At 50.7% G+C, this 20,790-nt stretch carries 23 protein-coding genes; 9 read left to right on the forward strand and 14 right to left on the reverse strand.

What is annotated here, in order from left to right:
* Positions 1-38: 38 nt before the first annotated feature.
* From ftsI to mgrB, 5 genes are all read right to left on the reverse strand, one after another.
* Positions 39-1,784: a peptidoglycan glycosyltransferase FtsI gene (gene ftsI, locus OGX97_RS09910; protein ID WP_003833773.1), complete on the reverse strand. Its 1,746-nt coding sequence runs from the start codon at positions 1,782-1,784 to the stop codon at positions 39-41.
* Between the two features lie 219 nt (positions 1,785-2,003).
* The gene (cspE, locus tag OGX97_RS09915) at positions 2,004-2,213 is read right to left on the reverse strand and encodes a transcription antiterminator/RNA stability regulator CspE (protein ID WP_001062678.1); all 210 of its coding nucleotides are present in this window, start codon (positions 2,211-2,213) and stop codon (positions 2,004-2,006) included.
* Between the two features lie 12 nt (positions 2,214-2,225).
* Positions 2,226-2,369: a DUF2627 domain-containing protein gene (locus OGX97_RS09920; protein WP_003034983.1), complete on the reverse strand. Its 144-nt coding sequence runs from the start codon at positions 2,367-2,369 to the stop codon at positions 2,226-2,228.
* Between the two features lie 636 nt (positions 2,370-3,005).
* On the reverse strand, positions 3,006-3,290 hold the full coding sequence (locus OGX97_RS09925; protein ID WP_003833774.1) for a YebO family protein: 285 nt from the start codon (positions 3,288-3,290) through the stop codon (positions 3,006-3,008).
* Between the two features lie 74 nt (positions 3,291-3,364).
* A complete protein-coding gene (mgrB, locus tag OGX97_RS09930; protein WP_003034977.1) occupies positions 3,365-3,508 on the reverse strand; it encodes a PhoP/PhoQ regulator MgrB in 144 nt (47 codons plus the stop codon).
* Between the two features lie 164 nt (positions 3,509-3,672).
* Between mgrB and OGX97_RS09935 the strand changes: the two genes are divergently transcribed.
* Entirely contained in the window at positions 3,673-3,912 is a 240-nt protein-coding gene (locus tag OGX97_RS09935) for a YobH family protein (protein ID WP_003034975.1), read from the forward strand.
* Positions 3,913-4,026: 114 nt separating this feature from the next.
* On the opposite strand, the gene kdgR is transcribed toward OGX97_RS09935, so the two are convergent.
* Positions 4,027-4,818, reverse strand: a complete 792-nt coding sequence (gene kdgR / locus OGX97_RS09940; RefSeq protein WP_003833778.1) for a DNA-binding transcriptional regulator KdgR — start codon at positions 4,816-4,818, stop codon at positions 4,027-4,029.
* A 174-nt stretch (positions 4,819-4,992) separates the two neighbouring features.
* Between kdgR and OGX97_RS09945 the strand changes: the two genes are divergently transcribed.
* The gene (locus tag OGX97_RS09945) at positions 4,993-6,366 is read left to right on the forward strand and encodes an MFS transporter (protein ID WP_286592329.1); all 1,374 of its coding nucleotides are present in this window, start codon (positions 4,993-4,995) and stop codon (positions 6,364-6,366) included.
* A gap of 47 nt (positions 6,367-6,413) precedes the next feature.
* Here the strand turns inward: OGX97_RS09945 and htpX are convergent, their stop codons facing one another.
* The 4 genes from htpX to OGX97_RS09965 all read right to left on the reverse strand — a co-directional run bounded on the left by htpX (position 6,414) and on the right by OGX97_RS09965 (position 10,836).
* Positions 6,414-7,295 (reverse strand): protease HtpX, encoded by an 882-nt coding sequence (htpX, locus tag OGX97_RS09950; protein ID WP_003034964.1) that lies wholly within the window; start codon positions 7,293-7,295, stop codon positions 6,414-6,416.
* Between the two features lie 192 nt (positions 7,296-7,487).
* A complete protein-coding gene (prc, locus tag OGX97_RS09955) occupies positions 7,488-9,536 on the reverse strand; it encodes a carboxy terminal-processing peptidase (protein ID WP_191238399.1) in 2,049 nt (682 codons plus the stop codon).
* 19 nt (positions 9,537-9,555) lie between these two features.
* Entirely contained in the window at positions 9,556-10,242 is a 687-nt protein-coding gene (gene proQ / locus OGX97_RS09960) for an RNA chaperone ProQ (protein WP_003833781.1), read from the reverse strand.
* 96 nt (positions 10,243-10,338) lie between these two features.
* The gene (locus OGX97_RS09965; RefSeq protein WP_003833782.1) at positions 10,339-10,836 is read right to left on the reverse strand and encodes a GAF domain-containing protein; all 498 of its coding nucleotides are present in this window, start codon (positions 10,834-10,836) and stop codon (positions 10,339-10,341) included.
* Positions 10,837-10,964: 128 nt separating this feature from the next.
* Here OGX97_RS09965 and yebS point away from each other — a divergent pair, with 128 nt between their 5' ends.
* The 5 genes from yebS (at position 10,965) to OGX97_RS09990 (ending at position 16,982) form a co-directional block, all read left to right on the forward strand.
* Entirely contained in the window at positions 10,965-12,248 is a 1,284-nt protein-coding gene (gene yebS, locus OGX97_RS09970) for a membrane integrity lipid transport subunit YebS (protein WP_032943765.1), read from the forward strand.
* Positions 12,217-14,850, forward strand: a complete 2,634-nt coding sequence (locus OGX97_RS09975; RefSeq protein ID WP_063940870.1) for a PqiB family protein — start codon at positions 12,217-12,219, stop codon at positions 14,848-14,850. The genes yebS and OGX97_RS09975 overlap by 32 nt, the downstream gene beginning before the upstream one ends.
* 79 nt (positions 14,851-14,929) lie before the next feature.
* On the forward strand, positions 14,930-16,351 hold the full coding sequence (gene rsmF, locus OGX97_RS09980) for a 16S rRNA (cytosine(1407)-C(5))-methyltransferase RsmF (RefSeq protein ID WP_279850671.1): 1,422 nt from the start codon (positions 14,930-14,932) through the stop codon (positions 16,349-16,351).
* A gap of 100 nt (positions 16,352-16,451) precedes the next feature.
* Positions 16,452-16,688 (forward strand): YebV family protein, encoded by a 237-nt coding sequence (locus tag OGX97_RS09985; RefSeq protein ID WP_029139506.1) that lies wholly within the window; start codon positions 16,452-16,454, stop codon positions 16,686-16,688.
* 102 nt (positions 16,689-16,790) lie between these two features.
* On the forward strand, positions 16,791-16,982 hold the full coding sequence (locus OGX97_RS09990) for a YebW family protein (protein WP_003034941.1): 192 nt from the start codon (positions 16,791-16,793) through the stop codon (positions 16,980-16,982).
* Here the strand turns inward: OGX97_RS09990 and pphA are convergent, their stop codons facing one another.
* The 4 genes from pphA to yobA all read right to left on the reverse strand — a co-directional run bounded on the left by pphA (position 16,983) and on the right by yobA (position 19,646).
* Entirely contained in the window at positions 16,983-17,624 is a 642-nt protein-coding gene (pphA, locus tag OGX97_RS09995) for a protein-serine/threonine phosphatase (RefSeq protein ID WP_279850672.1), read from the reverse strand.
* 412 nt (positions 17,625-18,036) lie between these two features.
* A complete protein-coding gene (locus OGX97_RS10000; RefSeq protein WP_048235206.1) occupies positions 18,037-18,375 on the reverse strand; it encodes a YebY family protein in 339 nt (112 codons plus the stop codon).
* Positions 18,376-18,395: 20 nt separating this feature from the next.
* Complete coding sequence (gene copD, locus OGX97_RS10005) at positions 18,396-19,268, reverse strand: copper homeostasis membrane protein CopD (RefSeq protein WP_032943772.1); 873 nt, start codon at positions 19,266-19,268, stop codon at positions 18,396-18,398.
* A gap of 3 nt (positions 19,269-19,271) precedes the next feature.
* Positions 19,272-19,646 (reverse strand): CopC domain-containing protein YobA, encoded by a 375-nt coding sequence (yobA, locus tag OGX97_RS10010; RefSeq protein ID WP_003833799.1) that lies wholly within the window; start codon positions 19,644-19,646, stop codon positions 19,272-19,274.
* Between the two features lie 143 nt (positions 19,647-19,789).
* Here yobA and OGX97_RS10015 point away from each other — a divergent pair, with 143 nt between their 5' ends.
* The gene (locus tag OGX97_RS10015) at positions 19,790-20,020 is read left to right on the forward strand and encodes a DNA polymerase III subunit theta (RefSeq protein WP_003034925.1); all 231 of its coding nucleotides are present in this window, start codon (positions 19,790-19,792) and stop codon (positions 20,018-20,020) included.
* Between the two features lie 106 nt (positions 20,021-20,126).
* Positions 20,127-20,783 (forward strand): carbon-nitrogen hydrolase family protein, encoded by a 657-nt coding sequence (locus OGX97_RS10020; RefSeq protein ID WP_008785043.1) that lies wholly within the window; start codon positions 20,127-20,129, stop codon positions 20,781-20,783.
* Positions 20,784-20,790: the final 7 nt, after the last annotated feature.

Raw genomic sequence — 20,790 nt, forward strand, 5'->3', positions numbered from 1 at the left:
GCGCAAGTGTAACGCGAATTGCGCCCTGGGAAAATAACTTACAACGACGGCGAGGATACGTTGCTGCCGTGCATCACCAGCAGATGATCGGAGTCAGCAGGCATACCATCCGGTTTAACGTTCTCCAGACGCAGGACATCACCCATTATCTGGCTGAAGACAGGCGCAGAGACAGCCCCACCATAATAAGCACCGTTTTGCGGATTATTGATGACGACCACCAGTGCAAATTTCGGGTCGCTCGCTGGTGCAACGCCTGCCGTGTAGGCCACGTATTTATCGACATACTTACCGTCATCACCAATTTTCTTTGCCGTTCCTGTTTTAACCGCCACGCGATAATCCCTGACCGCGGCTTTAGTTCCCCCACCACCGGGTAACGCAACGCTTTCCATCATATGTTCAACCTGGTGAACCAGCGCCTCCGGCATCACTCGGGTACCGATTACCGGCGGGTCAATACGGGTAATCGAAAGGGGCCGATAGATACCAAAACTACCAATGGTTGCATATACGTGCGCCAACTGCAGCGGCGTTACCATTAACCCATAACCAAATGCAAAGGTCGCGCGATCCAAATCGCTCCAGTAGCGGCGTTGAGGCATTAAACCGCTGCTTTCACCGGTTAATCCCAGTCCGGTTGGATCGCCAAAACCAAAGCTTTTATAGGTATCCAGCAATTTTTGGACAGGCATAGCCAATGAAAGGTGCGACACGCCGGTATCGCTCGATTTCTGTAAAATCCCGGTCAGCGACAGTTCCGGGTAAAATCCGACGTCGCGAATGCGATGTCCATCAAGGTAAAAAGGATGGGTATCAATCACGCTGTCGGGTTGTACTATCCCCTGCTGGAGTGCAGTCATAATCACCAGCGGTTTAACGGTTGAACCGGGTTCAAACGTATCGCTAATTGCACGGTTACGAAAATCATCCAGTACCGCGCCATCACGATTATTGGGGTTGAAGTCAGGAAAGCTCGCCATGGACAGTATTTCACCGGTAGCAATGTTGACCAGCACTGCGGCTCCTGATTCTGCTTTATTCCACGTAACGGCATTGTCCAACGCATCTTCGGTGACCGTCTGCAGACGCTCGTCGATGCTGAGCTGTAATTCGTGTGCAGGTACAGGCGTAACTTCGGTGATATTTTCGATGACATGGCCAAATTTGTCTTTACGTACCAGACGGGAGCCAGGTTTACCCATCAGCTGGTTATTAAAGCTCTTTTCCAGCCCTTCAATGCCTTGTCCATCAATGTTGGTAAAACCAATGAGATTCGCCGCTACGTGGCCTGCGGGATAGAACCGGCGGGATTCCTCGCGCAGGTTGATGCCCGGGAGATTAAGATCATCGACCCACTCAGCCTGCTGAGGGGAAATTTGTCGTGCCAGATAAATAAAACGTCCGCCAGGATTACTGTTAACGCGTTCCGCCAGCGTACTCAGTGACAAATGCAGAGTCCTTGCCAGAGCCTGCCAGCGTTCGTTGTAACCCACGCCTCCCTTGCTGATGATGGTCTTAGGATCGGCCCATACGGCGTTAACCGGAACACTTACCGCCAGCGGTCGCCCTTCTCTGTCGGTAATCATCCCGCGCGGCGAGGCAATAGTTACCTCACGTAACGAACGCATGTCTTCCTGTTTCACCAGACTCGTCGGCGTGACAATTTGCAGCCACGCAACCCGGCCCAGCAGCAATCCCAGACTCAATAATATTGCCACACAAAGCAGGGCAAAACGTACGGGAGTAAAATTGCGCGCGTCGCCGTCGTTTTTCTTTTTCACCTGGTCTCCAGCAAGATAGTTTTTCAGGTGTCTGATTTAACGAGAAATGTCGTAAGAAAGCGGGGAAAACTATGCTACGAACATCACGCCTTTGCAACAAAGCGCTAATGGAAGGGCATTTAGAAATATTTAGACGTATTTTGAATTAAAAAGCCCCGCATAGGCGAGGCTTTATATCTGAGATGGTTGCGCATATGCGCTTCAAATCAGTGGTGTCGATCAGATAGCTGTTACGTTAACAGCAGCCGGACCTTTCTGGCCGTCCTGAATTTCGAACTCAACGTTCTGGCCTTCAGCCAGAGTTTTGAAGCCGTTACCCTGGATAGCGGAGAAGTGTACGAACACGTCTTTGCTGCCATCAGCCGGAGTAATGAAACCAAAACCTTTAGACTCGTTGAACCACTTAACTTGACCTTTAATCTTTGCCATTTGCAAAATTCCTTAGAGTATTTTCTTCGCCCGCAGGCATAACATAGATAAAACTGAGACATTACTGCTTGAGGCACTAATATAAGGTTCGGCAGAGAAGCGGTATTCAACGTCAACGTGTTTACTCAGGACTTCTTTACTGAAAATGCCACACATAAACAGAACTGTACCTCGTTTAACCCAAAACGTGTTATCACATACAACGTTAATAATGGCAAGCCATTTTTAAACGTGTCTCGATCGGTCGCACAAATCCCGTCGTTCATCAAACAGCAACTGCACAGTTATGCGCCACACCGAGTAGTGTTATATTCCCGCCGCTCGCCCCATCCCCCGCCTGGCTTGCACCATAGCCGGGACATTTCTACCATAGCTCAATAGCTTCGGTTGTTCCAGATTAGCTGTTACAGGGTGTGCCGGATATCATTTTTTATGCTTAGTAATGCATAAAATGTCACAAGCGTAAAAATGAGATCCGCCTTCTGCTTTTGCACCAAAATAATGAAAGAATGATGACAATGCACAAAAAAAGTAAGAGAAACGTTTCGCTGTTAATAAAACGATCGCTATCACAAAAATGACATAATCATATTTTTATCGTATGGGAAATTATATTTATATCAGACCGGGGATAAGATATTAATTGGTTGGAGCATCTGAAAATACTGAGTTTACACGCGTATCAGAGTGCTAATTACACGACATATACAGAAGAAAATAATCTGGCACGTTGGTGACAGGATGAAACATCTGAGAACAAAAGCAACAGATCCTCACCCTGTCATACCGTTTTTACCGCTCAGCTACCAGGCGGATGATGTCATCATCTTCATCCTTCGCTGTGACCGCAGCAGGCTCTGCTGCTTTTTCAGGTTCGTTAGCTTCGCAAAGGCGACGGAGCAATGCGTTCTGTCTTTTTTGCTGATCTAACAATGCTTCAAGCAGCTCAATCTGCTCATTAGTACGCGAACTTGCCCGATTGACGAAAAACCACAGTACAAGCCCGACAACCAGAATCACCACCGATACAGCCAAAGACGCCAAACTCAACGCGCCAGAATTCAAAACTTCGTTCATTTCACCACCTCAATGTAGACAGCGTAGTTTACCACTGCCGCACAAGAAGGTAATCAACTGTGGCAAAAATGCGCTTACCAGGGAATAAATTTATTGATGGCACAAATACCGCTGAAAAATTGTACATCCTGATCGCACATGATGTTGAACACTTGCGCCCACATCAGTATGCATACCAGCACGACAACTATCAGCACTACCCAGCGAATTTTTTTCACTCCAGCTCCACTCTTCGAATCTACATCTTATGTCTATAAATTATCATGCGTTACCTAAACCCAGCGTTAACTGTATCGGCATTCAATCTTTTTAGGAATGATTCACTTGTTTCATCCCATGTACAGGCTAATCTAATAATAACGAGAAAAGATAAGAGGTTGTAATGCGTCTGATAATCCGCGCTATTGTGTTGTTAGCTCTGGTTTGGATCGGTTTATTACTGAGCGGCTACGGAATTTTGATTGGAAGTAAGGAGAATGCAGCGGGTCTGGGCTTGCAATGCCAATATCTGACCGCCCGCGGAACCAGCACCGCACAATACGTCCACACAAACAGCGGTATCATTGGCCTGTCGGATTGCCCTTTGCTAAGAAAAAGTACGGTCATTATTGATAACGGTTAATATAGCAACAATACATACGCTACGTTATTTGCACCAACTAACGTTATGACTGTTCATAAAAAAACCCAGATACAAAAATACCTGGGGTTTTTAAGTTGACGCTATTACGCCAGATTAGAACGGATAGTCGTTATAACCCATTTGTTCTGAAATTTTACGCGCAGCCGTATGCAGCATCGCCACATACTCGTGCAAACGTTCCTCTGAGAAACGCAGCGTCGGGAATGAAATACTCAAGCCTGCAATCACCACACCGAAACGGTCAAACACCGGCACACCGATGCAGCGCAGACCTTCTTCCTGTTCTTCGTTGTCTTCACCGTAGCCCTGCTCACGGACTTTATCCAGCAGTACCAGCAATTCATCAGTATTGGTAATAGTACGGTCGGTACTGCGTTTGTACTCAATACCATCCAGAATTTGCTTCACTTCATCGCGGTCACGCCATGCCAGCAGAACTTTACCGATAGCCGTGCTGTACAGTGGATTACGGCGACCTACGCGAGAATACATGCGCAGATTGTACATGGAGTCGATTTTATGAATGTAGACGATGCTGTCTTCATCCAGTGCGCCAAGGTGTACTGTCTCTTTGGTCAGGCGCGAAAGTTCGCGCATCTGAATATCAGCGCTACGGATAAGATCGACGTTTTGTAACGCGCGAGCACCCAGCTCGAATAGTTTCAGGGTCAGTGAGTATTTCTCAGACTCCCCTTCTTGTGCCACATAGCCCAGCGTTTTCATGGTCTGCAAAAAGCGATAAACGGTGCTTTTCGACATCATGACGCGTTGCGACAACTCGGTAATACCAATTTCGCGCTCTTCACCCAGCGCCTGCAGGATGCCAAAAACCTTCAGCACGGAAGATACAGAATCGGGTTGTTTATCCAGATCTGCGATTGCCATTTATCACCCCTTTCGAGTGTTTTATAAAAATCAGAACCGGTTTTTATTATAATTTCACGTATCAGCCCTCGCAATCGCTCTTTGCTTACTTAGTTACAAATCTGCGACCTAACGCCTGAATATCAATGCTAAAATTATTATTCTCATCATAAATTCCGACAATATTGACTTCCTATGGAAAAAACTCAGACCGATGGTCTGCCATTGCCCCAGCGATATGGCGCAATTTTAACCATTGTTATTGGCATCTCTATGGCAGTACTCGACGGCGCAATAGCGAACGTTGCCCTCCCCACTATCGCCACCGATCTTCAGGCCTCACCCGCCAGCTCAATCTGGATTGTGAACGCCTACCAAATTGCGATCGTTGTTTCGCTGTTATCGCTCTCTTTTTTAGGTGATATGTTTGGCTACCGACGCATTTATAAGTGTGGTCTGGTCGTGTTTCTGTTGGCGTCGCTGTTTTGTGCCTTGTCAGACTCGCTGCATATGCTGACGTTAGCGCGCGTGGCTCAGGGGTTTGGCGGCGCGGCGCTGATGAGCGTTAATACGGCATTGATCCGACTCATTTATCCTCAGCGCCAGCTTGGCCGCGGAATGGGTATTAACTCCTTTATCGTGGCTGTATCCTCGGCAGCGGGTCCGACTATTGCGGCGGCTATTCTTTCTATTGCCTCGTGGAAATGGCTATTCCTGATTAACGTTCCACTGGGGATCATCGCCCTGCTACTGGCTATGCGTTTTTTGCCACCCAATTCATCACGTAGCAATAAACCGCGCTTCGATCTGCCCAGCGCAGTGATGAACGCCTTAACATTCGGTTTGTTAATCACGGTACTCAGCGGATTTGCGCAGGGACAGTCGCTAAAACTGATTGGTGCTGAACTTGTGGGACTTCTCGTGGTAGGGTTTTTCTTTATCCGCCGCCAACTCGCATTGCCAGTACCGTTACTACCGGTTGATCTGCTGCGCATTACGCTGTTTTCACTCTCTATTTGTACTTCAATCTGTTCATTCAGCGCACAGATGCTGGCGATGGTTTCTCTCCCATTTTTCATGCAAACGGTTCTCGGGCGCAGCGAGGTTGAAACGGGCCTGCTGCTGACGCCGTGGCCGCTGGCAACCATGGTGATGGCCCCACTGGCGGGATATTTGATTGAACGTGTTCATGCGGGTCTGCTGGGCGCGCTGGGCATGGCAGTAATGGCGTGTGGGCTGTTTTCGCTGGTGTTGCTGCCCGCATCACCTTCTGATTTTAATATCATCTGGCCAATGATTTTGTGCGGTGCGGGTTTTGGCTTGTTCCAGTCACCGAATAATCACACCATCATCACCTCCGCGCCGCGTGATCGTAGCGGAGGCGCGAGCGGTATGCTTGGAACGGCGCGTTTACTGGGCCAGAGTACCGGGGCCGCACTGGTTGCGCTGATGCTAAATCAGTTTGGCGACAGCGGAACACACGTTTCGCTGATAACAGCGGGTATTCTGGCTTCGCTAGCCGCAATCGTGAGTGGCTTACGTATCACACAACCGCGAGTTCAGGCATAAAAAAAGCGCGTCTGTCGACGCGCTTTTTATTTTAAGTCTGCTGCCATTTATTTCAGGTATTCACCGCTGCGCAGCGCTTCAATACGTTTGTCCAACGGCGGGTGAGTCATAAACAGCTCACTCAACGATTTGGATTTACCGTTGATGCAGAACGCCATCATGCTGGTCGCTTCCTGCGGCTCATAGCTGGTTTTCAGGCGCTGTAGCGCGGCGATCATTTTTTCACGACCCACCAGTTTCGCTGAGCCTGCATCCGCATGGAATTCACGATGACGTGAGAACCACATCGTAATAATGCTCGCCAGAATACCAAATACCAACTCCAGTACCGTTGCTACCGCAAAGTAGATTAACGGGTTACCGTTGCTACCCTCTCCCTCATCGCGGTTGCCGCCCATAAACCCAGCGGCAATCTGCGCCAGAATACGTGAGATAAAGATAACGAAAGTGTTCACCACACCCTGAATTAACGTCATGGTAACCATATCGCCATTAGCAATGTGGCTGATCTCATGCGCGATAACCGCTTCGGCTTCATCCGGACTCATGTTTTGCAACAGGCCAGTACTTACAGCCACCAGCGAGGCATCCCGGCGCGCACCGGTAGCAAACGCGTTAATATCTGGCGCATGGTAGATAGCAACCTGCGGCATAGCGATCCCTGCCTGGCGGGCCTGATTCGCGACTGTATTCATCAGCCAGCGTTCTCTTTCATTGCGAGGCTGTTCGATCACTTCTCCGCCAACGGACTTTAACGCCATCCATTTGGACATCAGCAGCGAAATGAAGGAACCACCAAAACCAAACAGCAGTGCCATGATCAACAAGCCTTGAACGCTGCTTGACTGAATCCCTGTCAGGCTCAATACCAGCCCGAAAACGACCATCACAGCCAGGTTCGTCAGCAGGAAGAGCGCGATTCGCATCATAATTTTCTTTTAACCTCAATTTAACAAAACGCACTATGCGATTACCCATATCGTATGGGTCTTATGGCTATTTTCAAGCATCCATGGGTGCTAAGTCACCAGAAAGACACAACTTTACATTTTATCGTATCAGACTGACGTCTTCATGCGCTTGTTAAAAAAACAGGCACAATTTCTTGTGCCTGTTCGAGGTTATTGACTGGTTGCGGGCTGTTCCGCTGGCTTTTCTTTTTCAAGATGCGCCAGGTCGAGCGCGATTTTTACCGTTTCATCCAGGTATGGATCCGGTTCCTGGTAATCCTTCGGTAGATCGTCCAGTTTCTTCAGCAGCGGTTTGCCTTCACGCTTGAACCGATCGTTAATACGCGCCAGACGCATTGCGTCATCTTCGTTATTCTCTTTTTCACGCTGAGCGTAATTCAGAGAAGCGATGTTGCGCTTATCCTTCATCGCATTGAAACGCGCAATGTCCTTCATGATGTACTGGAACTCAGGATCGTTCGCAATACGTGCATTGTGCTCTTTCAGCAATTCAGGTCCGAACGGCGTCAGATTATCTGACCTGGTGTAGGTCGCCGCATCAATGCTGTCCCACGGCAGCGCGTTATCTTCAAACTTCTCGCCGGTTTCAGTTTCTTCATTACCTGTCGGCATGATGATATCTGGCGTAACACCCTTACGCTGCGTGCTGCCACCGTTTACGCGGTAGAATTTCTGGATCGTGTACTGAACAGAACCCAGCGCTGGCCATTCCGGACGCAGCATCTGATCGTAAATACGGTTTAGGGAGCGATACTGCTGAACGGTGCCTTTACCGAAGGTTGGTTCACCAACGATCAGCGCTCGGCCATAATCCTGCATTGCCGCAGCGAAAATCTCTGATGCTGAGGCGCTGAAGCGATCGACCAATACCACCAGCGGGCCTTTGTAGTACACAACGCCGTCGGTATCGCTGTCTTCACGCACTTTACCGTTATTGTCACGAACCTGAACCACCGGGCCGGATGGAATGAACAGACCGGAAAGCGAAACCGCTTCGGTCAGTGCGCCACCGCCGTTGGTACGCAGATCGATGATGATGCTGCTGACGTTCTGTTTTTCCAGTTTCTGCAACTGGACTTTGACGTCATCCGTCAGGCCAACATAGAAGCCAGGAATATCCAGTACGCCGACTTTTTCTTTGCCAACGGTTTTCACGGACATTTTAACGGCACGGTCTTCGAGACGGATACGTTCACGCGTTAGCGTCACGGTGCGCGTCTTGGTACCTTTACCGGCAGGCAGGATTTCGAGGCGAACTTTGCTGCCTTTAGGTCCTTTGATCAGCGCTACAACGTCATCCAGACGCCAGCCAATCACATCGACCATGCCCTTGCCCGTCTGCCCGACGCCGACAATACGATCGCCAACGCTGATCGCTTTGCTCTTGGCTGCCGGACCACCTGCCACCATGGAGTTAATGACGGTGTAGTCATCATCCATCTGCAGAACCGCGCCAATACCTTCCAAAGACAAGCTCATTTCAGTATTGAACTGCTCGGTATTGCGCGGAGAGAGATAGTTAGTATGCGGGTCGATTTCACGGGCGAACGCTGTCATCGCCAGTGAGAACACATCTTCGCTGTTGGTCTGCGCCAGACGGCGAATCGCAAATTTGTAGCGGCGCGTCAGCGTTTCGCGGATTTCCGCATCGGTTTTACCGGTCAGCTTCAGGCTGAGTTCGTCAAATTTAACCTTACCGTCCCACAGCGCATTAAGCTCTGCTTCGCTCTTCGGCCACGGCGCTTTGCTTCGGTCGAGGTTAAAGGTGTCGTTACCGGTGAAATCCATTGGACGTGCCAGTACGCTTAATGCGTACTGATAACGTTCAAATCGGCGTTTTTGCGCCAGATTATAGAGATCGTAAAAGACATCCAGCTTGCCGGTGCGCAGTTCATCGCCGAGGACCGTTTTCTTTTTTGCATACTGTTCGATATCGCTCGCCAGCAGCACGTTGTGGCTGTAGTCGAGCAAATTCAAATAGCGGTCAAAAATTTTTGCCGAAAACGCCTGATCCAGATCGAACTGACGATAGTGTGATCGCGTAAAACGCGACGTCACACGTTCGCTTACCGTCGCATGCTGGGTTTCTTCCTTTAACACGGGGATTTGATCGGCACGCGTGATGTCTTCCACAGCAAGTGCCTGGCCTGCTAATGCAAGCAGACCAGCTAACGCAGTAAGCCTAAAAAAAGTGTTCATGCCAGGCCTGGCCTCCGTTTCAGAACACCAGGTGTTCTGCGCGTACAATCAAAGACATACCCGAATTCAGCTGTACACGGACGCCATCTTTGGTGATTTCTAATACGGTGGCATCCATCGCATTATTTCCTGCTTTCACCTTCAGAGACTGCCCTACCGTCAGTACTGAAATATCAGATACCGGGGTATGCTGTTCTTCGCGAGGAGCACGCGGTGCTTTTGCTGCTGGTTTTTCAGCGCGAGGTTTACGCTCAGCACCTTCTTTACGACGCGGTGCAGGACGCGGCTTACGCTCGCGACGCGGTGCGTCTTCTTTTTCACCAGCGGCAGCGGCCGCTTCGCGTTTTTTCGCCTGTTGCTCTGCGCGTTGCGCCTGAACACGGGCTTTAGCTTCTTCCAGCTGTTTACGAGCATGTTCAACATGTTGTTCATCCAGCTCACCACAAGGGTTGCCGTCGAGATCAACACGCGTTGCGCCCAATTTAACGCCATACAGATAGCGCCAGCTTGAAGTATAGAGACGTAAGGCAGAACGGAGCTGAGTCTTGCTGAGGTTCATTTCACCCTCAACACGCTCTACCAGATCCTGAAAAATGCCAATTTTCAGTGGGCGCGCTTCGCCTTCCGCACTAAAACACTGCGGGAAGCGTTCGGCCAGAAACGCGATGACTTCTTTACTGCTATTCAACTTAGGTTGATTTTCCATGAAATTTCCTGATTACAACGGACGTAGCCAACAAGCGCAGGCATGAACAGGCGACATTATAATGACGTCATCAGTAATTGCTACGTTATCCGTTGATTATCCTGCGACGCGCGCAAAGAATTTTTTGTAATCCGTCGTTGCAAGCACGGTTTCAAGCTGTGCCACAAGCGTACGCAGACCTTGTTCATCTTCTTCAGTAAAGCGGCCAAATGCCGTGCTATCTATATCCAGCACGCCGATTATCTGATTGTCGACAGCGATCGGCAGGACGATTTCAGCGTTGCTGGCGGCATCACAGGCGATGTGCCCATCAAAAGCATGTACGTCCTCAATACGCTGAACCTGGTTCTGCGCCACTGCGGTACCGCACACACCGCGCCCTACCGGGATCCGCACGCAGGCAATTTTGCCCTGGAAGGGACCAAGCACCAGCGTATCGTCCTCAAGCAGGTAAAAACCGGCCCAATTCACTTCTGCAAGACGCTCGTACAACAATGCGCTGGTATTCGCCAGCGTTGCCAGAAAACTGGTTTCACCTGCCATCAATGCCTGAAAATCACGGTTCAGATCCGTGTATAGCTCTATTTTGTTCATTATATAATCACTTAGTTGTCTTACTTAAAACTGCAGCCTACTAAAATAAACATTAAATGCGTTAATGCTCAAGATCATTCCCGTCATGAGTTAAGATAACATTACTTCAACAATTTGATTCGCGATACATGGCCTTAACGACACCACGCATCACGCCAACTAAAAAAATAGCCATCAGGTCCATCGGTGAGGCACTACCTCGTGCACATTATCATCGCTGCCCTGAATGTGACCTGATATTTAGCTTGCCTAAAATGCGTTCGCACCAAAGTGCCTTTTGCCCACGCTGCCAGGCAAAAATTCGTGACGGACGCGACTGGTCGTTAACGCGACTGGCGGCAATGGCTTTCACCATGTTGCTGCTGATGCCCTTTGCCTGGGGAGAGCCACTCCTGCACATCTATTTATTAGGTGTGCGCATTGATGCCAATGTGATGCAAGGCATCTGGCAAATGACCCGACAAGGTGATCCCCTCACCGCCTCCTTCGTACTTTTTTGCGTCGCTGGTGCGCCACTAATTCTCGTGACCTCAATCGCTTATCTGTGGTTTGGTAATATTCTCGGGATGAACCTGCGCCCGGTGCTGCTGATGCTGGAAAGGCTCAAAGAGTGGGTGATGCTCGATATTTACCTGGTGGGTATCGGCGTCGCATCAATCAAGGTTCAGGACTATGCTTTTTTGCAGCCTGGCGTGGGGCTGTTTGCTTTTATTGCGCTGGTGATCCTCAGTATTTTGACGCTGTCACATCTTAACGTTGAGCAGCTTTGGGACCGTTTCTACCCGCAGAGACCGGCTCGTCGGCCCGATGAAAAGCTCCGCGTCTGCCTCGGCTGCCATTTTACAGGTTATCCGGATGCCCGCGGTCGCTGCCCTCGCTGCCATATCCCGTTGCGCTGGCGCAGAAATCAAAGTATCCAAAAGTGTTGGGCGGCACTGCTGGCCTCGATTGTCCTGCTTTTGCCCGCTAACCTGCTGCCCATCTCGATAATTTATGTCAACGGCGGCCGACAGGAAGACACAATTCTGTCAGGCATAATCTCTTTGGCAAACAGTAATGTCGGCGTAGCGGCGATCGTGTTTATCGCCAGTATATTAGTGCCATTCACCAAAGTGATTGTGATGTTTACGTTGCTATTCAGCATCCACTTTAATTGTGAACAAGGGTTGCGCACCCGTATAAAACTACTGCGTATGGTGACCTGGATTGGCCGCTGGTCAATGCTCGATCTCTTTGTTATCGCGTTAACCATGTCGCTGATAAATCGCGATCAGATACTTGCTTTTACTATGGGACCGGCTGCGTTTTATTTCGGCGCAGCGGTAATATTGACTATTCTTGCTGTGGAATGGCTGGACAGCCGCTTACTTTGGGATGCACATGAGTCAGGAAACGCCCGCTTCGCAGACTGAAGCGCAGATTAAAACAAAACGCCGTATCTCCCCGTTCTGGCTGCTGCCGTTCATTGCGCTGATGATCGCAGGTTGGCTTATCTGGGGAAGCTATGAAGATCGCGGCAATACCGTGACCATCGACTTTATGTCTGCGGACGGCATTGTGCCAGGCCGTACTCCCGTTCGTTATCAGGGCGTTGAAGTGGGCACGGTACAGGATATCAACCTCAGCAAAGATCTGCGCAAAATTGAAGTCCGCGTCAGCATCAAATCGAGCATGAAAGATGCTCTGCGCAAAGATACCCAGTTCTGGCTGGTCACGCCGAAGGCGTCGCTGGCTGGGGTTTCTGGTCTGGATGCGTTGGTTGGCGGCAACTATATCGGCATGATGCCCGGTACTGGCGAGGCCGAGGATCATTTCGTCGCCCTCGACACCCAGCCCAAGTATCGTCTGGATAATGGCGATTTAATGCTGCATCTGCGCGCCCCTGATCTCGGATCGCTTAATAGCGGTTCACTGGTTTATTTCCGTAAGATTCCGGTGGGCAGGGTCTATGACTACACCATCAACCCGAACCATCAGGGCGTAACCATCGATGTATTGATTGAACGTCGCTTCACCAATCTGGTGAAAAAAGGCAGCCGCTTCTGGAACGTCTCCGGTGTCAATGCGGATGTCAGCCTTAGCGGTGCGAAGGTAAAACTGGAGAGTCTGGCGGCGCTGGTCAACGGTGCCATTGCTTTTGATTCACCCGAAGACTCAAAACCTGCTGCGGCAGACGACACGTTTGGTCTATATCAGGATCTCGCGCACAGCCAGCGTGGAGTAATCGTCAAGCTTGATTTACCCAGCGGAGATGGACTCAAAGCAGGCTCAACATCGCTGATGTATCAAGGATTAGAAGTCGGTCAGCTCACAAAACTGGATTTAAACCCAGGCGGTAAAGTCACCGGCGAAATGACGGTCGATCCCAGCGTCGTAACGCTGCTGCGTGACAACACACGCATTGAGTTACACAGCCCTAAATTATCGTTAAGCGATGTGAATCTTAGTTCGCTGCTAACAGGTAAAACTTTCGAGCTAGTACCTGGCGAAGGCGAGCCGCGTAACCAGTTTGTCGTTATTCCCGCTGAGAAGTCGTTGTTACACGACCCAGGCGTCATGACGTTTACGCTGACCGCGCCGGAGAGTTACGGTATTGATGCTGGCCAGCCGCTAATTCTTCACGGCGTACAGGTCGGTCAGGTGATTGAGCGTACGCTTTCCAGCAAAGGCGTCTCATTTACCGTTGCTGTTGAACCACAGCATCGTGACCTGGTGCAGGGTGACAGTAAGTTCGTGGTGAACAGCCGCGTGGATGTCAAAGTCGGACTTGATGGCGTGGAGTTCCTTGGCGCCAGCGCCAGTGAGTGGCTCAGCGGCGGCATTCGTATTTTGCCCGGTACTAAGGGTGAAATGAAAAAAAGCTACCCGCTTTACGCTAACCTGGAGAAAGCGATTGAAAACAGTCTGAGCGATCTGCCAACCACTACGGTCAGCCTGAGCGCCGAAACGCTACCTGATGTACAGGCTGGCTCGGTGGTGCTTTACCGCAAATTCGAGGTCGGTGAAGTGATTAGCGTTCGTCCTCGCGCCGATGCGTTTGATATCGATCTGCATATCAAACCGGAATATCGCAACCTGTTGACCAGCAACAGCGTGTTCTGGGCCGAAGGCGGAGCAAAAGTTCAGCTTAACGGCAGCGGATTAACCGTACAGGCATCTCCCCTTTCACGCGCGCTGAAAGGGGCGATTAGCTTCGATAATTTAAGCGGTGCCAGCGCCAGCCAACGTAAAGGCGACAAGCGTATTCTGTATGCTTCGGAAACCGCCGCGCGTGCGGTCGGCGGCCAGATAACGCTGCATGCGTTCGATGCCGGTAAACTCGCTGCAGGCATGCCGATTCGCTACCTGGGAATCGATATCGGACAGATCCAGACGCTTGAGCTGATCACCGCCCGTAACGAAGTTCAGGCAAAAGCGGTTCTGTACCCGGAATACGTGCAGACCTTCGCGCGAAGCGGTACCCGTTTCTCCGTGATCACCCCGCAAATTTCGGCAGCGGGCGTGGAGCATCTGGATACAATCCTGCAGCCGTATATCAACGTTGAACCAGGACGCGGTAATCCGCGCCGTGATTTTGAGCTGCAGGAAGCCACCATTACCGACTCTCGTTACCTCGATGGTCTGAGTATTGTGGTTGAAGCACCAGAAGCAGGTTCGCTGAATATCGGAACCCCGGTGTTGTTCAGAGGTATTGAAGTGGGGACCGTCACCGGGCTGACGCTGGGCTCGCTTTCCGATCGTGTGATGGTTGCCATGCGCATTAGCCAACGCTATCAGCATCTGGTACGCAACAACTCCGTGTTCTGGCTGGCATCCGGCTACAATCTCGACTTCGGCCTGACCGGCGGTGTCGTGAAGACCGGTACCTTCAATCAGTTCATCCGCGGCGGCATCGCCTTCGCGACTCCACCAGGTACACCGCTGGCTCCGAAAGCACAGGCAGGTAAACACTTCCTGTTGCTGGAAAGTGAACCGAAAGAGTGGCGTGAATGGGGAACTGCCCTACCACGTTAACCTCTCCACTTGCTCCGGCGTACTCGCGCCGGAGCACTTATGCTACACTGCGCACCTGTTTTTTTGCCGGTGGTACCAAGTGGCTTATTTTCCCGACGCCTTTCTGACTCAAATGCGTGAAGCAATGCCTTCCACGCTCTCATTCGATGAATTTCTCGCTGCCTGTCAGCGCCCGTTGCGCCGCAGCATTCGCGTCAATACGCTGAAAATCTCCGTTGCCGATTTCCTCGCGCTGACAGCACCTTACAACTGGTCTCTCACTCCGGTTCCCTGGTGTGCTGAAGGCTTTTGGATCGAGCGTGATGATGAAGAGTCAGTGCCGCTCGGCAGCACCGCAGAACATTTAAGCGGCCTGTTTTATATTCAGGAAGCCAGTTCAATGCTGCCAGTCGCAGCACTGTTCGCCGAAGGCAATACCCCGGAACGCGTAATGGATGTTGCGGCAGCCCCCGGCTCCAAAACCACGCAAATTGCCGCAAAAATGAATAATCGAGGCGCCATTCTGGCGAATGAGTTTTCTGCCAGTCGCGTCAAAGTCCTGCATGCCAATATCAGCCGTTGCGGGATAGCCAACGTCGCCCTGACCCATTTTGACGGACGCGTATTTGGCGCTGCGTTGCCGGAATCATTTGATGCCATATTGCTCGACGCACCGTGTTCCGGTGAAGGCGTGGTGCGTAAAGACCCCGATGCGCTAAAAAACTGGTCTGTAGAAAGTAATCTGGAAATTGCCGCAACCCAGCGCGAACTGCTCGACAGCGCCTTCCACGCCCTGCGTCCCGGTGGCACATTGGTTTACTCGACCTGTACGCTTAATCGTGACGAAAATGAAAATATCATGCAGTGGTTGATTGAGACCTACCCTGATGCCGTCGAGTTTTTACCTCTGGACGATTTATTTCCGCAGGCCGAACGCGCCCTGACGCCGGAAGGATTCCTGCATGTATTCCCGCAGATTTACGATTGCGAAGGTTTCTTCGTTGCGCGTTTGCGCAAAATAGCTGCAATCCCTGCACTACCTGCGCCGAAGTACAAAGTCGGTAACTTCCCGTTTAGCCCGCTTAAAGGGCGCGAGTCTGCGCTTGTCACGCAAGCCGCGAGCGCTTGTGGACTGCAGTGGGAAGATAATTTGCGCCTGTGGCAGCGCGATAAAGAGATCTGGCTGTTCCCAACTGAAATTGAACCTCTGATTGGCAAGGTTCGCTTTTCTCGACTTGGGATCAAACTGGCCGAAACCCACAATAAAGGGTATCGCTGGCAGCATGAGGCCGTTATCGCCCTCGCCGACCCGAACCACAGCCATGCATTCGAACTGACCCTTGCCGAAGCGGAAGAGTGGTATCGCGGTAGAGATGTTTACCCGCAAACCGCACCGACGAGTGACGACGTACTGGTTACGTTCCAGCATCAGCCGATCGGTCTGGCAAAACGCATTGGATCGCGACTGAAGAATAGTTACCCGCGCGATCTTGTCCGGGATGGCAAACTCTTTACGGGATAACGCACGTTTTTACTGGCGCTTTTGCTAACGTTGACTACGCTGAAAAATGGACGGCCTAACTGGTCGTACCACAACCAGCAAATTAACGGAGAGCACGATGATGAAAACCAGTGTGCGCATTGGCGCTTTTGAAATCGACGACGCCGAGTTACATGGCGAATCGCCGGGGGACCGAACGTTAACCATTCCGTGTAAATCCGATCCGGATTTATGTATGCAACTGGATGCCTGGGATGCCGACACCAGCGTCCCGGCCCTGTTGAACGGAGAACATTCAGTACTATTTCGCGAACACTACGATCGTAAGTCAGATGCCTGGATCATGCGCCTTGCCTGATTCAAAAAGAACCCGTCGCCAGACGGGTTATTTCTTGGTTAATTTCCCTCATCTATCAACATCTTCTACACTACAGGTATGGCTTTACCATTTGAGGATGGAATGTTCACGCTGGTTCTTTTTGTGTGCTATCTGGATGGCGGTTGTGAAGATATCGTGGTTGATGTCTACAAAACTGAGCAGCAGTGCCTGATATCGATGGACGATCAACGTATTCGTAACGGCGGATGTTTACCTGCGGACGACTACATCGACAGTTTCTGGCATCCGGCCCAGGAATACAGCGATTTTTGATTATTGCAGTTGTACCAGCGTTAACTCGCCGCCGAATACAGCACCGGTATCAATATAGTGTAGATTCTCGCGATCCAGCCGATGGCGCAACGGCGTGTGGCCAAACCAGAAGTGATCCGCGCCGTGTATCCCACAACCGTTGCGCATCAGCCTCGAACGGTCCCACAGCACGCGCTGTAAATCGATCTCTTTTAGCCACTGATAATCATCATCCGGGTAATCGGCATGAGCAATAACGTGTATACCGTTCTGACAATGCAGCTCCAGTATCCAGGGTAACTGCCAACACGCTTCAAGAGCAAATTTCGCTGCCGGTTGCTCCGCCTGCTCGAACCACGAGCCACCATTCATAAACCACATGAATTGATCCCCCGTCGCCAGCGCGTCCAGCGCCATCTGTTCATGATTCCCCCTGACCGCGACAATCCAGCGTTTACGCAGTAGTTTCAGACAACGCAAACTCTCTGGTCCACGGTCGATAACATCCCCCACTGAAACCAGCAAATCCTGCCAGGGATCAAAACGGTACTGGCGAAGTTTAGCCATCAGCATCGAGAAGCATCCGTGGATATCCCCAACCACCCAAACGTGGCGCCACTGCGTACCGTCGATTCGTTGATAGATATTGCCAGGTCGTCCCATGTCGCCTCCAGAGTACAAGGGTACCTGGTTATAATTTTAGCAATGATGGCAAAAAAGCCTGGACGATCGTGGGCAGGAGTATGGTATGGTTTATGGAGAATGCAGCATGCGATACGCCGTGTTTTGCCCTGGATGGCATCGCATTCGCCACATAAAAAGAGACCGAATACGATTCCTGTATTCGGTCCAGGGAAATGGCTCTTGGGAGAGAGCCGTGCGCTAAAAGTTGGCATTAATGCAGGCTAAGTTACCCTGCCATTTAAGAATAGATGACAGCGCCAGGTTTTCCAGTCCGCGACTAAAGTGGCCGGAAAAAAAGGACGTCTGTTACGCATCCAAACGCGAAAACCGCAAGTTCTCCTGCGAGATCCTTGCGGTTTTTTATTGGAAATCAGAGCGCTACATCTGGCAATTAGCAGAGCTTTTCTGCACGCTCTACAAACGGTGCCAGGCTCATTTTTTCGCCCGGTTTCGCAGGATCATCGATCTGGATAATCTCGATCGGCTTTGCCGTGACTTTTCCGCTCTCCACCTGCTGTCTGGCGACATCATTCAACGGGTATTGCACCAGCGTACTGGGATTGATGACATACAGCGCGTTACCTGGACGGCAGGTCAGCATCACCTCTTCCCGATTAAACGCCCACTTATCTTTGCCAACCTCAAAACGGCTGACGGTAATGACCTGCGGCGCAGCCAGCGCGGTTCCGGTACTTGCCAGGAGTAATAAAGAGATAATGATTTTTTTCATGCGTTTCGCCAGTCCATCAATCAGAAAGGTTCAAGGGTTGCAAACAGGCTGACAATCGCCAGCACAACGGCTCCTATACCCCATTCCAGCTTGGTCATCCAAATAAAATAGAGAGTCATGCCGCGGTTATCCTGCCGCATGCGTGGTACCAGAACATACCGATTCACCAGCGCAATCGCCACCATTAACATGACCAGGGCACCTTTTAACAAAAGCAGTCGCCCGTAAGCCATGTGCCAGGGAACAGAAAAACCGACAATAAACAACGCATTCATAATACCGGTTAGTAAAACACCGATAACGAAAAGATGCCCATAGCGTGAGAAGCGCATCATGGTACTGATGGCCTGTTCCCGCCAGCGACCTTGCGCCATTCGCATACAGTAAAGTACGGGCAGCAAACCGCCGAACCAGGCGGCAGCGCATACCAAATGTAAGGCGTGGTTAACCTGCTGGATTGCGCCAGGGATACCGCTGTGCAGCGTCGCATGTCCGACGCCAGCCAGCAAAATAAACTGCGCAATTGTCAGCATTAACAGCAGTCGCGGCATACTGCGCGGCACCATGATGGTCACCACCAGCGTGACCAACGCGAGGATAATCTGCCATAACCAGACGCCGCCAAATTGCGTTTGCAACACGGCGAGCCAAACATCTGGAGAGACAACATCCCTCCAGCCTGAGCCCATTAACCCACCCTGAATCGCCAGCATCAGCGTCGCGCTGATAAAGCTCCACGTTGCAGCATGCCGTTGCAGACGTAAAAAACGACGCATCATTAAACGACGAACCGAAACGGGGGCCAGCCATGCGCCGTAAAGCGCACAGCCAAACACCAGCATCAAAGCGGTAAAATGGATAAACCGTAGTGCAACCCAGGTAAATGCCAGCATTGGTTATTTCACGCTAAAGGTATATTGCCCCTTCGTCTTGTGACCATCCACGGAGACAACGTGCCAGTCGACCGTATATTTTCCTGCTTCAAGCGTTTGATCAAGCGGAACAATCAGCTGCGTTTTGTCCTGCTCACTGCGCGATGCCTTGCCCGTTTTGATCTGTTCTTTGTTAGGACCGGTCAGCGTTGCACCGCTGAATCCCGGCTCTACGCCTTCAGAAAAATTCAGCGTCAACGCCTGAGGAGATGCCGCCACTTCAGCGTTAGCCGCCGGACTTTGTTTTGTGAGGTGGGCATGCGCCAATGCCGCAGGTGTTGCCAGAACGCTGGCGAGTACGATGAGCGCGTTGCGAAGCATAGATGCAGATGAAGCCATTTCAACTATTCCTTTTTGTTATGTCTAACCTGTAGAGAATAACCTTCTACAATGGTCGAGTCGAGAATCATCATTTCTGTCTTGCCATTAACGCACACTCTTAGTAACTTTGCGCGCCGAAAGAAAGAGAAAAGGAGAAGCCCATGAACATCAATCTGGCCAAACTTGAGCAAGCGGAAATGGACAAGGTCAATGTCGATCTGGCTGCGGCTGGAGTGGCATTTAAGGAGCGATACAATATGCCCGTTGTTGCAGAAGTTGTTGAACGCGAACAGCCAGAGCATTTACGCGACTGGTTCCGCGAAAGACTCATCGCGCACCGCCTGGCATCCGTTTCGCTTTCACGTTTACCTTACGAGCCTAAAGTTAAATAAAACTTATATTACGTTACGATTCCTTACATGACGCCTGCTACAGTATAAGCATATTCTTAATCCACACATTAAGGATGGTTGTAGACACTATGAAAAGGAAATCATTATGTCATACTGGAAAATCGCAGCAGCACAATACGAACCTCTTCACACCTCAGTTACCGAACATGTCGCGCATCACCTGCAATTCATTCATGCGGCAGCTCAATGCCAATGTGAATTGCTGGTCTTCCCTTCCCTCTCATTGCTGGGTTGTGTTGATGAGAATGACGCGCTTCCTGCCCCACCCGATGAAGCGCTGTTAGAACCTCTCGCACATGCCGCCGCGACTTATCGCATGACGATAATTGCGGGACTACCGGTAGAACATAACAACCGGTTCGTGAAAGGTATTGCGCTTTTCTCTCCCTGGATGACTTCGCCATTAACCTTCCATCAGAGCCACGGTGCCTGTATTGCCAGACAGCGAAATGCCATCAGCGTTGTAGATAGCCAACCGGAAGGCATTGATATCGACCCGGCTTATTCGCTGTTCACCAGCTGCCAGTCAGTCAGTGAACCGGAACTGCTCTCCTCTACATCTCGCCTACAAAGTTTCTCACATAAATTCGCCATCGCGGTATTAATGGCTAATGCGCGGGGTAGCAGTGCGTTATGGGATGAACGAGGTCGATTGATTGTTCGCGCAGACAGCGGTTCGTTGCTGTTAACCGGCCAACGCACGCCACGGGGTTGGCAAGGTGATATCATTCCATTACGCTAGTCGTTTT

The organism is Citrobacter sp. Cpo061 (genome assembly GCF_030332845.1).
GTDB classification, from domain to species: Bacteria; Pseudomonadota; Gammaproteobacteria; order Enterobacterales; family Enterobacteriaceae; genus Citrobacter; species Citrobacter portucalensis.